The sequence below is a fragment of the Kitasatospora sp. NPDC001225 genome, assembly GCF_053597855.1.
Genome location: NZ_JBSFJC010000183.1, coordinates 1 through 12,764 on the forward strand (window position 1 = coordinate 1; position 12,764 = coordinate 12,764).

The 12,764-nt window shown below is 76.4% G+C and carries 12 protein-coding genes; 3 read left to right on the plus strand and 9 right to left on the minus strand.

The window, feature by feature from the left end:
• Positions 1-106: 106 nt before the first annotated feature.
• The 3 genes from ACWDCZ_RS35750 to yczE all read right to left on the minus strand — a co-directional run bounded on the left by ACWDCZ_RS35750 (position 107) and on the right by yczE (position 3,971).
• Positions 107-1,285, minus strand: a complete 1,179-nt coding sequence (locus tag ACWDCZ_RS35750; protein ID WP_449818051.1) for a glycosyltransferase family 4 protein — start codon at positions 1,283-1,285, stop codon at positions 107-109.
• Positions 1,286-1,450: 165 nt separating this feature from the next.
• Positions 1,451-3,184 (minus strand): DNA repair protein RecN, encoded by a 1,734-nt coding sequence (gene recN, locus ACWDCZ_RS35755; RefSeq protein WP_181970842.1) that lies wholly within the window; start codon positions 3,182-3,184, stop codon positions 1,451-1,453.
• Positions 3,185-3,272: 88 nt separating this feature from the next.
• The gene (yczE, locus tag ACWDCZ_RS35760) at positions 3,273-3,971 is read right to left on the minus strand and encodes a membrane protein YczE (protein WP_074004685.1); all 699 of its coding nucleotides are present in this window, start codon (positions 3,969-3,971) and stop codon (positions 3,273-3,275) included.
• A 131-nt stretch (positions 3,972-4,102) separates the two neighbouring features.
• Between yczE and yczR the strand changes: the two genes are divergently transcribed.
• A complete protein-coding gene (yczR, locus tag ACWDCZ_RS35765) occupies positions 4,103-5,602 on the plus strand; it encodes a MocR-like transcription factor YczR (RefSeq protein WP_241853068.1) in 1,500 nt (499 codons plus the stop codon).
• A gap of 134 nt (positions 5,603-5,736) precedes the next feature.
• On the opposite strand, the gene ACWDCZ_RS35770 is transcribed toward yczR, so the two are convergent.
• The 4 genes from ACWDCZ_RS35770 to ACWDCZ_RS35785 all read right to left on the minus strand — a co-directional run bounded on the left by ACWDCZ_RS35770 (position 5,737) and on the right by ACWDCZ_RS35785 (position 8,707).
• Complete coding sequence (locus tag ACWDCZ_RS35770; protein WP_049654720.1) at positions 5,737-6,642, minus strand: NAD kinase; 906 nt, start codon at positions 6,640-6,642, stop codon at positions 5,737-5,739.
• A gap of 93 nt (positions 6,643-6,735) precedes the next feature.
• Positions 6,736-7,542 carry a TlyA family RNA methyltransferase gene (locus ACWDCZ_RS35775; RefSeq protein ID WP_074004683.1) on the minus strand — a complete coding sequence of 269 codons (807 nt, stop codon included), beginning with the start codon at positions 7,540-7,542 and terminating at the stop codon, positions 6,736-6,738.
• Between the two features lie 36 nt (positions 7,543-7,578).
• Positions 7,579-7,821 carry a hypothetical protein gene (locus ACWDCZ_RS35780; RefSeq protein WP_074004682.1) on the minus strand — a complete coding sequence of 81 codons (243 nt, stop codon included), beginning with the start codon at positions 7,819-7,821 and terminating at the stop codon, positions 7,579-7,581.
• The gene (locus ACWDCZ_RS35785) at positions 7,805-8,707 is read right to left on the minus strand and encodes a hypothetical protein (protein ID WP_449818052.1); all 903 of its coding nucleotides are present in this window, start codon (positions 8,705-8,707) and stop codon (positions 7,805-7,807) included. Before ACWDCZ_RS35785 ends, ACWDCZ_RS35780 begins: the two co-directional genes overlap by 17 nt.
• 179 nt (positions 8,708-8,886) lie before the next feature.
• Between ACWDCZ_RS35785 and ACWDCZ_RS35790 the strand changes: the two genes are divergently transcribed.
• On the plus strand, positions 8,887-9,234 hold the full coding sequence (locus ACWDCZ_RS35790) for an SCP2 sterol-binding domain-containing protein (protein ID WP_049654726.1): 348 nt from the start codon (positions 8,887-8,889) through the stop codon (positions 9,232-9,234).
• Positions 9,235-9,270: 36 nt separating this feature from the next.
• Here the strand turns inward: ACWDCZ_RS35790 and ACWDCZ_RS35795 are convergent, their stop codons facing one another.
• Entirely contained in the window at positions 9,271-10,308 is a 1,038-nt protein-coding gene (locus ACWDCZ_RS35795; RefSeq protein WP_049654729.1) for an HAD-IIA family hydrolase, read from the minus strand.
• Between the two features lie 143 nt (positions 10,309-10,451).
• On the minus strand, positions 10,452-11,165 hold the full coding sequence (locus ACWDCZ_RS35800) for a tetratricopeptide repeat protein (RefSeq protein WP_107418875.1): 714 nt from the start codon (positions 11,163-11,165) through the stop codon (positions 10,452-10,454).
• A 92-nt stretch (positions 11,166-11,257) separates the two neighbouring features.
• Here ACWDCZ_RS35800 and ACWDCZ_RS35805 point away from each other — a divergent pair, with 92 nt between their 5' ends.
• Positions 11,258-12,628 carry a DUF1015 family protein gene (locus tag ACWDCZ_RS35805; RefSeq protein WP_082345921.1) on the plus strand — a complete coding sequence of 457 codons (1,371 nt, stop codon included), beginning with the start codon at positions 11,258-11,260 and terminating at the stop codon, positions 12,626-12,628.
• The last annotated feature ends 136 nt before the right edge of the window (positions 12,629-12,764 follow it).

The following is a 12,764-nucleotide window of genomic DNA, read 5'->3' on the forward strand; positions in this document are numbered from 1 at the left end:
GGTCGCCAATGCTCCGCAGTGGCTCCCTCCTCCGCCTTGCGATGCACGCACCCCAACGCCGCCCCGCCCGCCCTGCGGGCGGACGACGGGAGTTTGAAGACAGGCCCTAGCCGCGCTGCACCAGCTCGTCGTAGGTGCTGAGCACCTGGGCGACGGTGGCGGCCTCGTCCGGCCAGGTGTCGGCCTGCTGCCGGCCGGCCGCCACCTGCCGCTCGCGGCGGGCCGGGTCGACCAGCAGGGCGCGCACCGCGCGGCCGAGCGCCGCCGGATCGCCGGGGGGCACCAGCTCGGCGGCGTCCCCGACCAGTTCGGGGATGCCGCCGACGGCGGTGGCGACCACCGGCGATCCGGCCCGCATCGCCTCCTGCACCACCAGCGAGCGGGCCTCCCAGCGGCTGGGGACCACCACCACGTCGGCAGCGGCCAGCAGGTCGGGCACGTCCGTCCGGTAGCCGAGCAGCCGCACCGGCAGCTTCTCCGCGGCCGCCCGCTCGCGCAGCGCGCCCGCCTCCGGGCCGTCCCCGGCGAGCAGCACGAGCGGCTCCGGGTCCAGCGCGGACAGCTCCCGGGTGGCGTCCAGCAGCAGGCCGAAGGCCTTCTGCGGGACGAGCCGGCCGACCGCCAGCACCAGCGGACGGTCCGGGCCGTCGCCGAGCAGCGCGGCGCGCGCCTCGGCGCGGCCGAGCAGGCCCTCGGGCATCGGCGGCGCCGCGACCGGGCCCAGCCGGGCGTCGGTGGCGCCCAGTTCGCGGGCCCGGGCCACCAGGTCGGAGGAGGCGCCGAGGACCAGGTCGGCGGCGCGCGCCACCCGGCGCTCCATCAGCCGCTGCAGCCGGCGCTCCATGCCGGTGGCCAGCAGCGCGTGGTGCGAGGTGACCACCAGCGGGGTCTCGGGCCGCAGGCCCGGGAAGCGGCCCGCGGTGCGCAGCGCCAGGTCGGACAGCAGCCCGGCGCGCAGCCCGTGGGCGTGCACCACGTCGGCGCCGGTGAAGGCCCGGCGCAGCTCGCCGATCGCGGTGGCGTCGCTGCGGGCTCCCGCGGTGGGGGTGATGTCGACGGTGTGGAACCTGGCGCCCGTACGGGAGAAGCCGAACAGCGCGTCCGTGCCGGCCGGCGCGCAGACCGTGACGTTCACCCCGTGTGCGACCAGGCCCTGGGCCAGGGAGCGCACGTGCGCACCGATGCCGCCGGTGCTGGCGGCCAGGACGAGTACCACGTGCAGCTGCCCCGGTTCGGGGACGGCCGCGGTGGCCCGGGCGGCGGAATGGTCCACGTCGTCTCGCATCCGACTCGATCAGGTTCGCGCGCCGCTTCGCGAGGATTGCCCGCCCGGCGGCGCTCGGGGCTGGGAAGCCAGTGTCCAGCCGCCACGATGCCAGGTCGGCGGCCCTCTTGGACAGTCGGCGCCACGGGGGCGCGTCGCCGACGTCCGGGGGGCCGCCGGCCCCGGCTAGCGGCGGCGCGGGGCCCGGGCCGCGGCCAGCAGTTCCTCGGCGTGGGCGCGGCCCAGTTCCGAGTCCTCCAGGCCGGCCAGCATCCGGGAGAGTTCGCGCACCCGCTCCTCGTCGTTCAGCACCTTGACACCGCTGCGGGTCACGGTGCCGTCGTTGGTCTTCTCCACCACCAGGTGCCGGTCGGCGAACGCGGCGACCTGCGGGAGGTGGGTGACGACCACGACCTGGGCGGACTCGGCGAGCTTGGCCAGCCGGCGGCCGATCTCGACCGCGGCCTTGCCGCCGACGCCCGCGTCCACCTCGTCGAACAGGTAGGTGGGGACGGGGTCGGCGCCCGCGAAGACCACCTCGACGGCGAGCATCACGCGCGACAGCTCACCGCCGGAGGCGCCCTTGGCGATCGGGCGCGGCTGGGCGCCGGGGTGCGGGGCGAGCAGCACCTCCACCTCGTCCACGCCGTGCGGCCCGTACGCGACGGTGCGCCCGCCGACCTCGATCCCGGCCAGGTCGTCGACCTGGCCGATCGCGAAGGTCACCCGGGCGTGCGGCATGGCCAGTTCGGCGAGTTCGGCGGAGACCGCGTCGGCGAACCGCCCGGCCGCGGCGTACCGGGCCTGCGACACCTCGGCGGCCAGCTCGGCCAGCTCGGCCCGCAGCTCGCTCTCCCGGGCGCCGAGCTCGTCGATCCGGTCGTCGTCGCCGTCGAGCTCGGCGAGCCGCACCGCACTGGCCTCGGCCCAGGCGATCACCTCGGCGAGCGCGTTCTCCTCACCGCCGTACTTGCGCAGCAGCTGGGCCAGGACGGCCCGGCGGTCCTCGACGGCGGCCAGGCGCACCGGGTCGGCGTCCAGGTCGTCCGCGTAGCCGGCCAGGTCGCCGGCCACGTCGGCGAGCAGGTAGCCGACCTCGTTGAGGCGGTCGGCCAGGGCGGCCAGCCGCTCGTCGTGGTGGCGCACCGCGTCCAGGGCCCGGCGGGACTGGGCGAGCAGGGTGCCCGCGTCCAGCGCCTCCGGGTCGACCGGGTCGCCGGCCAGGGCGGCGTGGGCGAGGGTCGCGGCGGAGGACAGCGCGTCGGCGTGGCCGAGCCGCTCGGCCTCGGCGGCCAGCTCGGCGTCCTCGCCGGCCACCGGCTCGGCGGCGGCGATCTCGTCCAGGCCGAAGCGCAGCAGGTCTGCCTCCTGGGCGCGCTCGCGGGCCCGGGTGGTCAGCTCCTCCAGGGTCGCGGAGACCTCGCGCAGGACGCGGTAGGTCTCCCGGTAGCGGGCCAGCGGCCCGGCCACCGAGGCGCCCGCGTACCGGTCCAGCGCGCCGCGCTGGCGGGCCGGGCGCAGCAGGCGCTGCTGGTCGGTCTGGCCGTGCACGGCGATCAGGTCCTCGCCGAGTTCGGCGAGCAGCCCGACCGGGACGGACCGGCCGCCGACGTGCGCCCGGGAGCGGCCCTCGGCGGAGACGGTCCGGCTGATCAGCAGCGCGCCGTCGTCCAGTTCGGCCCCGGCCTCGAGCGCGCGGACCGCCGCCGGGGAGCCGGGGGGCAGCTCCAGGCGGCCCTCCACGACGGCGCGTCCGGTGCCGTTGCGCACCAGGCCCGGGTCGGCGCGTCCCCCCAGCAGCAGGCCGAGGCTGGTCACGACCATGGTCTTCCCGGCGCCGGTCTCACCGGTCACGGCGGTGAAGCCGGGGGCGAGTTCGACCACCGCGTCGTCGATGACCCCAAGATCCCGTATCCGCATCTCGTCCAACACGGAGACGACCTTACGAGGTTCCGCCCCCGGCGCGCGACGAGCGACAACGGCGCGCGGCAACTCCGTGCCCGGAAGTTCATCCCTTCCGGGCGTCCTCGGCGGGCACCGGGACGGTGCACCAGGGCAGCAGGAGCTGCACCAGCGGGCCGATGGCCAGCGCGTACGCGACGGTGCCGGCCCCGGCGGTGCCGCCGAGCAGCAGCCCGGCGGTGAGGACCGTCACCTCGATGCCGGTGCGGATCAGCCGCAGCGAGCGGCCGGTGCGCCGGTGCAGGCCGGTCATCAGGCCGTCGCGCGGGCCGGGGCCGAGCCGGGCGCCGATGTAGAGGCCGCTGGCCAGGCCGTTGAGGGCGATCGCCGCGGCCGTCAGCGCGATCCTGGCGGGCAGGGCGCCGGGGCCGTCGACGACCCGCAGGGTGAGGTCCATGGCCGCGCCGATCACCAGCACGTTGGCGACGGTGCCCAGGCCCGGGCGCTGGCGCAGCGGGATCCACAGCAGCAGGACGAGGGCGCCGCAGATCGTCACCCAGGTGCCGACCGAGAGGCCGATGGTGCGCTGCAGGCCCTGGTGCAGGACGTCCCAGGGGTCGAGGCCGAGGCCGGCGCGGAGCATCAGCGCCATGCTCACGCCGTACAGGGCGAGGCCGACGAACAGCTGCGGTATCCGGCGGCCGAGGGCGTGGGTGTCGCCGAACACCCGGACGGCGAGCGTCCGCCCGGCGGCCGGTCCGGGTCTGGTGGGGGTGGCTGATCCTGGTGTGGTCGTGGTGGCCAAGGCCTGCTCCTGCGGTGGTGCTGCACCACCGGGGCGCCCGGTGGTGGCGGCCGGCATGGCCGCCCTGCCATGATGGCCAGTCCAAAGCTGCCCGCTCCAGGGCCAATCCCGAGCAAGTGGACTTTTCAGCCATGGTCGACTGGCACACCACCGTCACCCCGCCCGCACTCGCGCGGCTGCTCACCACCGCCCGGCTCCCCGAGCCGGCCGCCGCCCGCCGCCCCGCCTACCGCACCCTGGCCGGACAGATCCGGCTGCTGGTCACCGAGGGCCGGCTGCCGGTCGGCGCCCGGCTGCCCGCCGAACGCGAGCTGGCCACCGCACTGGCGATGAGCCGCACCACCGTCGCCACCGCGTACGAGACCCTGCGCGGCGACGGCTACCTGCGCAGCCGGCGCGGCGCGGGCAGCTGGACCGCCCTGCCCGAGGGCGCCCCGCCGCCCGGCGAGGCCCTGCACCCCGTCCCGCCGGACGAGCAGGGCCGCATCCTCGACCTCGGCGTCGCCGCCCCGCCCGCCCCCCAGCCCTGGGTCGGCCAGGCCGCCGCCCGGGCCGTCGAACAGCTGCCGTACTACGCCGCCGGGCACGGGCACTACCCCACCGGCGTCCCGGTGCTGCGCGAGGCCGTCGCCCGCCGCTTCACCGAGCGCGGACTGCCCACCACCCCCGACCAGATCCTGATCACCACCGGCGCGATGGGCGGCCTGCACCTGCTCCAGCGGGCGCTGGTCGGCCGCGGCGACCGGGTCGCCGTCGAGGCGCCCAGCTACGCCCACACCCTCCAGGCGCTGCGGCTGGCCGGCGCGCGCCTGGTCCCGGTGCCGTACGCCTGGACGCCGCGGCCCACCTGGGACCTCGACGAGTGGCGGCGGGTGCTGCGCGGGGCCGGCCCCCGGGTCGCGTACGTGATCCCGGACTTCCACAACCCAACCGGCGCGCTGATCGACGAGGAGCAGCGCCGCGAACTGCTGGCCGCCGCCAGGGCCGCCGGGAGCATCGTGCTGGCCGACGAGACCACCGCCGAACTCGGCTGGGGCGTACCGCCGTCCACACCTCTGCCGCGCCCGACGGCGGCCCTGGACCGCGCCGCCCAGGTGGTCACCGTCGGCTCGGCGGGCAAGCTGCTCTGGGGCGGCCTGCGGATCGGCTGGGTCCGGGCCGCGCCCGCGCTGGTACGCCGGCTGGCCACCGAGCGGGTCTACAGCGACGTCGGCACCCCGGTGCTGGACCAGCTGATCGCCGCCGAGCTGCTGGGCGATCCGCTGCCCGACGTGCGGGAGCACCAGCTGACCCGGCTGCGGGCCACCGCGCGGGCCTTCGCCGCCGCCCTGCCCGAACGGCTGCCCGGGTGGAGCTTCACCATGCCGTCGGGCGGGCTCTCACTGTGGGTCTCCACGGACGGCCTGTCCGGCGCGGCGCTGGCCCGGGCCGGGGAGCGCAGCGGGGTGCGGATCGCCTCCGGCAACCGCTTCGGTTCGGACGGCGCCTTCGAGCACCACATCCGCCTCCCGGTCACCGTGCCCGCCGCGACCGTCCCCGCCGCCGTCGAACGCCTCGCCGACCTGGCCGCCCAGGCGGCGGCCGGCGGACGCCTCGAACCGGCGGACGAGTCCCAGCCGCTGGCGGTCTGACGGCCGCCCGGCGGGGCAAGTCCCTTGGCGCGCGGGAACTTTGGCGCGTTCGCGCGGGCCGCGGCCGGCCGTTCCGCAGTCGGACGAACCGCGTCCGTACGGGCCGCGGTCGGCCGTGCCGCGGCCCGCCGCGGCTACTGGTGGTCGGCCCGGCCGCGCCAACCCGTCACCGGCAGCGCGAACTTGGCCACCAGCCGGTCGGTGAACGGCGCCCGGTGCAGTCTGGCCAGCCGCACCGGCGTCCGGCCCCGGCGGACCTCCACCCGCGCCCCGGCGGGCAGTTCGACCGAACGCCGCCCGTCGCACCAGAGCACCCCGTGCGGGGTCTTGGGCTGCACCTCGACCGCCAGCACCGACTCCGGCGAGGTCACCAGCGGGCGGGCGAACAGCGCGTGCGCGGAGATCGGCACCATCAGCAGCGCCTCCACCTCCGGCCACACCACCGGCCCGCCGCCGGAGAACGCGTACGCGGTGGACCCGGTCGGCGTCGCGCACACCACGCCGTCGCAGCCGAAGTTGGAGACCGGGCGGCCGTCCACCTCGGTCACCACCTCCAGCATCCGCTCCCGGGACGCCTTCTCGATCGAGGCCTCGTTCAGCGCCCAGTCCTCGTGCACCACGTCGCCGTTGGTGCGGACGATGACGTCGATCGTCATCCGCTCCTCGACCTCGTAGTCGGCGTCGACCACCCGCTCGACGACCACGGCCAGGTCGTCCCGCTCGGCCTCGGCGAGGAAGCCCACCCGGCCCAGGTTGATCCCGAGCATCGGCAGCCCGTGGGAGCGCGCCAGCTCCGCCCCGCGCAGCAGCGTCCCGTCCCCGCCGGCCACCAGGATCAGCTCGCAGCCGTCCGCCGCCCCGGGGCCCTCGGTGACCTTCTCGACGCCCTCCGGCAGGTCCAGGTCCACCGCCTCGGCTTCCAGCAGTCTGATCCGGAGCCCCACCTTCAGCAGCCCGTGCACCAGGGCCTCGACGCTGCGCAGCGCCGTCTCCCGGCCGGTGTGCGCGATCAGGAAGACCGTACGTTCTTCATCGCTCATGCCGCTGCCCTCTCCCTAACGCCTGCCGGGTCGCCCTTGGTCCCGGGGCGGCCGCGCCATACGACATGACGGGCCGGACGCTCGCAAGGCACCCTACCGGGGCCCCTCCGCCACGGCCCGGTCCGCGTCCGCGGGGTCCAGCCGCGGAGCGTCACGGCGCAGCCAGAGGAAGTACTCGACGTTGCCGGACGGCCCCGGCAGGGGGCTCGCGGTGACCGCGCGCACGCCCAGCCCGAGCTCCCACGCCTGCCCCGCGACCTGGCGCACCATCTCGGCGCGCAGCTGCGGGCTGCGCACCACCCCGCCGCTGCCCAGGCGCTCCTTGCCGATCTCGAACTGGGGCTTGACCATCAGCACCAGGTCCGCGTCCTCGGCCGCGCAGGAGGCGAGGGCCGGGAGCACCAGGCCGAGCGAGATGAACGACAGGTCGCCCACCACCAGGTCGACCCGGGTGCCGCCGATCAGCTCCGGCGTCAGCTCGCGCACATTGGTGCGGTCCATCACGGTGACCCGCTCGTCGCTCTGCAGCGACCAGGCGAGCTGCCCGTAGCCGACGTCCACCGCCAGCACGTGCGCGGCCCCGGCCCGCAGCAGCACGTCGGTGAACCCGCCGGTGGACGCGCCCGCGTCCAGCGCCCGGCGGCCCTCGACGACCAGGCCCTGCGGCACGAAGGCCGCGAACGCGCCGGCGAGCTTGTGGCCGCCGCGCGAGACGTAGTCGGGGTCGTTCTCGTCCTTCGCCACCACGACCGCCGCCGAGGTCTCCACCTGGGTGGCCGGCTTGGTCGCGGTGGCGCCGCCGACCGTCACCCGGCCGGCGGCGATCAGCTCGGACGCGTGCTCACGCGATCGGGCCAGCTTGCGGCGGACCAATTCCGCGTCGAGTCGACGTCGTGCCACTGCCACTGGTGTTTCAGCTCCTACGGATCCTGCGGGTCATTCCTGGTCGAGCGCGGCCAGTGTGTCGACGAGCCGCTGGTGAACATCTTCGTACACCGCGACGTGTGCCTCGGCGGGGACCCCGTCCAGGGCCTCCAGCCGGGCCAGTCCGGCGTCCACCCCGGGGTGGCCGGTGGGGAGCAGCTCGACGCCGAGCGGCTCGGCGGGGAGCACCGCGTCGAGCGGTGCCGGCGGCCCGGCGTGCCGGACGGACCGGGGCGGTTCACTCGTCTCGGGCATCGGACTTCTTCGCGTCGTCGGGCTTCTTCGGGTCGCCGGGCTTCTTCGTGCTGGTGGCCTTGCGGACGGTGGTCTTCCTGGTCGCCGCACGCTTCGCGGGCGTCCCGGGCTCGGTTCCGGCCTCGGCCTGCCGGGGGGTGGCGGACTTCTTGACGGTCGTCGTCCGCTTCGCGGCGGCCTTCCCTGCCTGCGTCGTCTTGGCCGACGTCTTCTTGGCCGACGTCTTCTTCGCCGACGTCTTCTTCGCCGGGGTGGCCTTCTTCGCCGTGCTCTTCTCGGCGGCGGCCTTCCCGGCGGAGCCCTTCCCGGCGGAGCTCTCCTCCGCCGCGGGCTCCTCCCGCCGGACCGGGGCGACCGGGGACACCCGCGGAACGGGCGGGACCGGCGGGTCGACCTCGACCGGCTCGTCCACCTCCACCCGCTCGGCGACTATCGGCTCACCCACCGTCCGGGCGGCCGACCGCTCCTCCTCGGCCTCCCACCCGCGCCCGAAGAGGTCGCCGGCCCGCGGCGCCGGCACCGGCTCCTCGGCCCCGTACGCCCCCGGCCCGGCCGCGGCCGCCGGGGCCTCCTCCTCGACCTCGCGCAGCTTGGTCTCCAGGTACGCCAGCACCACGCCGACCTTGGTCACCTGGTCGCCGACCTTCTCGAAGACCTTCTCCGCCTCGTTGCGCGCCACGCCGACGGCCAGGTCCACCCCGGCCCGCCCGGCGGTGACCGCCTCCCCGGCGAGGGTCTGCAGGGTCTCCACCGACGGCGGGAACTGGCCGCCCAGCCGGCGCTCGACCCCGGCGACGTCGACCCCGGCCTTCTCCAGGATCGAGCTCGCCGTCCCGACGACCAGCTTGCCGACCTCCTCGACCACGCCGGCGGCGGTCTCCACCACTCCCCGAACCGTCCTCGGCAGCATCCGGGTGCCTCCCAATCGCCTCTGGGCGTCGCTCCGTCGCCCTCAGTACCCGGGCGCCGTTCCGGGCACCCCACCGACGACGCTACCGCCAAAACCCGCCTGAGGTACCGTGGCCCGCAGTCAGCACCGTAGCGACCGGGGGAGGGAGCCGGCCCGTGGCGAACGCCGAGGAGTGCCGGGAGGCGCTGGAGCAGCTCAGCCGGAACATGACGAAGTCCACCGGCGACGTCCGCAAGGCCGCGGCCCTCGACCGCTCGCTCAGCTGCCGGATCACCGACCTCGACCTGACCTTCACCGGGCGGCTGCGCGACGGCCGGATCCAGGACGTGGTGGTGGCCCCCGGCGCCCCGGCCGGGAAGGCGGAGATCCGGCTCACCATGAGCAGCGACGACCTGGTCGCGCTGGTCGGCGGGCGGCTCAACTTCGCCTCCGCGTGGGCGAGCGGCCGGGTCAGGCTGGAGGCGGGCTTCCGCGACCTGCTGCGGCTGCGCACCCTGCTCTGACCCCGGCCGCCGTACCCGCCGACCGCCGGACCGTCCTCAGAACCCCAGGTCGGCCAGCGCCTTCCGGCCGTCCACCGGCGCGCCGCCCGCGTCCAGCACCGTCCACGCGGCCGCGCACAGCGCCCGCAGGCCGTCCCAGCGGTCCCCGGCCCCGGACAGCCGCAGCACCCCGGCCTCGACGCCCGCGACCCAGCCGCCGCACCCGAAGCCGCCGTCCACCGGAGTCACCGCCGGGTGCGGGACGAGCAGTCCGCGCAGGTCCGCCGCCAGGTAGGTCGGCCGGTGCTCGACCGGGGCCGCCAGCAGCAGCTCCGGGGTGGTCACGCCGGTGAACACCAGCAGGCTGTCCACCCCGCCGTTGAACGCGCCCTCGATGTCGGTGTCCAGCCGGTCCCCGACCACCAGCGGCCGCTCCGCGCCGGTGCGCAGCACGGTCTCCCGGTGCATCGGCGGCAGCGGCTTGCCCGCCACCTCCGGCTCCACCCCGGTCGCCGCCCGCACGGCCGCCACCAGGGTGCCGTTGCCGGGCGCGATGCCGCGGGCCCTCGGCACCGTCAGGTCCAGGTTGGACGCCACCCAGGGCAGGCCGCTCTGCACCGCGTACGCGGCCTCCGCGAGGTCCGTCCACCCCACCGAGGGGTCGAAGCCCTGGACCACCGCGAGCGGCCCGTCGGCCAGCGAGCGGACCGCGACCAGCCCCAGCTCGGCCAGCGCCTCCTCCAGCCCGAGACCGCCCACGACCAGCACCTTCGAGCCGGCCGGCACCTTCTCGGCGACCAGCCGGGCGGCGGCCTGGGCCGAGTTGATCACGTCGGCCGGCTCGGCCGGGACGCCCAGCTCGGTCAGGTGCTCGGCGACCACCCGCGGCGGGCGGGAGGCGTTGTTGGTCACGTACGCGAGCCGCATCCCGGCCGTCCGGGCCGCGTCCAGGGCGTCCACCGCGTGCTCGATCGCGTGCGCGCCGGCGTAGACCACGCCGTCCAGGTCGAGCAGCGCGGTGTCGTACGCGTCGGTCAGCGGCCGCTCGCTGCCTCCGGGGGCGGTCCGTCGCACGGGGGTGGCCGTCTCGGTCATGGCTGCGCTACCTCATTCACTGCGTCGTCGTTCACTGCGTCGTCCGTGTCGCACGTCCTCGTGCGTCAGGGTGTCAGGGCGTCCGGTACGGCCTCCGGCCCGGCGCCTCGTACCGCGTCCGGCCGGGTCGCGGCGCCCACCGGTCAGGCGCCGCCGTCGGCACCGGCGGTGCCCGCCGTTCCGCCGGCCGGGCCCTCGGCGCCCGCCGGGGGCTCCACGTACCCGGGGGCTCCCGGCAGCAGCGGGCCGTACGCCCCGGCGCGGGCCGCCAGGGTCGCCCTGGTCTGCCGCAACGCCTGCCGGTAGTGGTCGGACTCCGGCCGCATCGCCACGGCCAGCGCCAGGTGCTCGGCGGAGGTCTCGAAGTCGCCCAGCCGGGCCGCCGAGACGCCCCATCCGAACTGAGCGTAGTCGTCCGCCGGATCGGCGAGCGCCACGGCACGGAAGTTCGCCAGCGCCGCCGCGTACGAGCCCGCGTCGAACTGGGCCCGCGCCAGCGCCTCCCGGATGCTGCGCGAGTGCGGCTCGGCCGCCACCGCCCGGGCGAGCAGCTGCTCGGCGGCCGCCGGATGCCCCTGCGCCAGCAGCTGGGCGCCCCGGCGGAACCAGTCGTAGACGTCCCCGGTGGGCTCCCCGGAGCGGCTCTGCCGCGGCACCCCGCCGACCGGCACCGCGCCGGACTCCACACCGGTCTCCGGACCCGCCTCCGAACCGACCGGCACCGCACCGGCCGTCGAACCGTCGCCCGGCACGCGGCCCGGCACGCCGTCGGCCGGAGCGTCCCCGCGGGTGGCACCGACCGGCCCGCCCGACTCGGCCGGGCCGCCGCCGTCCACCCGTTCCTGCCCGTCGTCCATGCCGTACCTCGCCCTCGGTCGCACACCCGCCCCACAGATCGGCACGGGTATTCCGATCTCTCAACAACGCGTACCCGGTTACGATGCCCAGAATGAGCACACCCAGTGCAGAAGACGGAGTCGAGACTCCCGAGGGCGGCCCCGGCGATCCCGGGCACGTCGCCACCGCCGGCCTGTCCCTGTCCCCCTTCCGCGGCCTGCGCTACGTCCCCGACCGGGTCGGCACCCTGGCCGCCGTGACGTCCCCGCCGTACGACGTCGTGGACCCGGGCCGCCGGCTCGACCTGGAGACCGCCGACCCGCACAACGTGGTCCGGCTGATCCTGCCCAGGCCCGAGCCCGAGGACGCCGGCGACCGCCCCGACCGCGACACCCGCTACCGGCACGCCGCCCGGCTGCTGGCCGCCTGGCAGCGCGAGGGCGTCCTGGCCGCCGACCCCGAGCCCGCGATCTACGTCTACGAGCAGCGGCTCCCGGCCACCGCCGACTCCCCCGAGCTGCTCCAGCGCGGCCTGATCGGCGCCCTCGCGGTGAGCGGCCGCGAGGGCGGCGTGGTGCTCCCGCACGAGGACGTGATGCCCCGGCCGGTCGCCGACCGGGTCGGCCTGATGCGCACCACCCGGGCCAACCTGGAACCGCTGCTGCTCACCTACCGGGGCGGCGGCGGCGCCTCCGGCGTGATCGAGCGGACGGTCGAACGCGAGCCGCTGCTCTCCACCGCCACCAGCGACGGCACCCACCACCGCCTGTGGGCGGTCACCGCCCCGGCCGAGATCGCCGAGATCAGCCGCGACCTGGCCACCTGCCGGGCGCTGATCGCCGACGGCCACCACCGCTGGGAGATGTACCTCCGCCTCCAGCGCGAGCACCGCCACCTGCCGCGCAGCCCCTGGGACCGCGGCATGGTGCTCCTGGTGGACACCGCCCGCTACCCGCTGCGGGTCCGGGCCATCCATCGCGTGCTGTACCGGCTGCCGGTGGCCGAGGCGCTGGAGCGGCTCGGCGACCAGTGGAAGGTCAAGGAGGTCCCCGGGCCGCTGTCCGCCGCGCTCCAGGCCCTCGCCGAGCAGAAGCGGCACGGCGGCAACGGCTTCGTCCTGACCGGCGGCGACGGCGTCTACTGGCTGCTCGGCGAGCCCGAGGAGTCCCTGCTCGACGCCACCGTGCCGCACGGCCGGCCCGAGGAGTGGCGCCACCTGGACGCCACCGTCCTGCACGCCACCCTGCTGGACCGCACCTGGCACGTCCCCGACGGCCCGGACGACATCGGCTACCTGCACACCGCCGTGGCCGCCGAACAGGAGGCCGCGCGCACCGGCGGCACCGCCGTCCTGCTGCACCCGGTCCGGGAGTCCGTGGTGCGACGGCTGGCCGAGCAGGGCGTCACCATGCCGCGCAAGTCCACCTCCTTCGGGCCGAAGCCGGCCACCGGGCTGGTGCTGCGCAACCTCGCGCTGGGCTGACACCGCCCGGGGCTGACACCTCGGCCGGCCCGGACACGGGCCATCCGACTGCGGGACCTCCGCGGCGGAGGACACGTCGTCGACCTGCCCGTCCTGTCCTGCCTGCCGCCTCCCGAGGGCAGACGGCTCTCCTTCT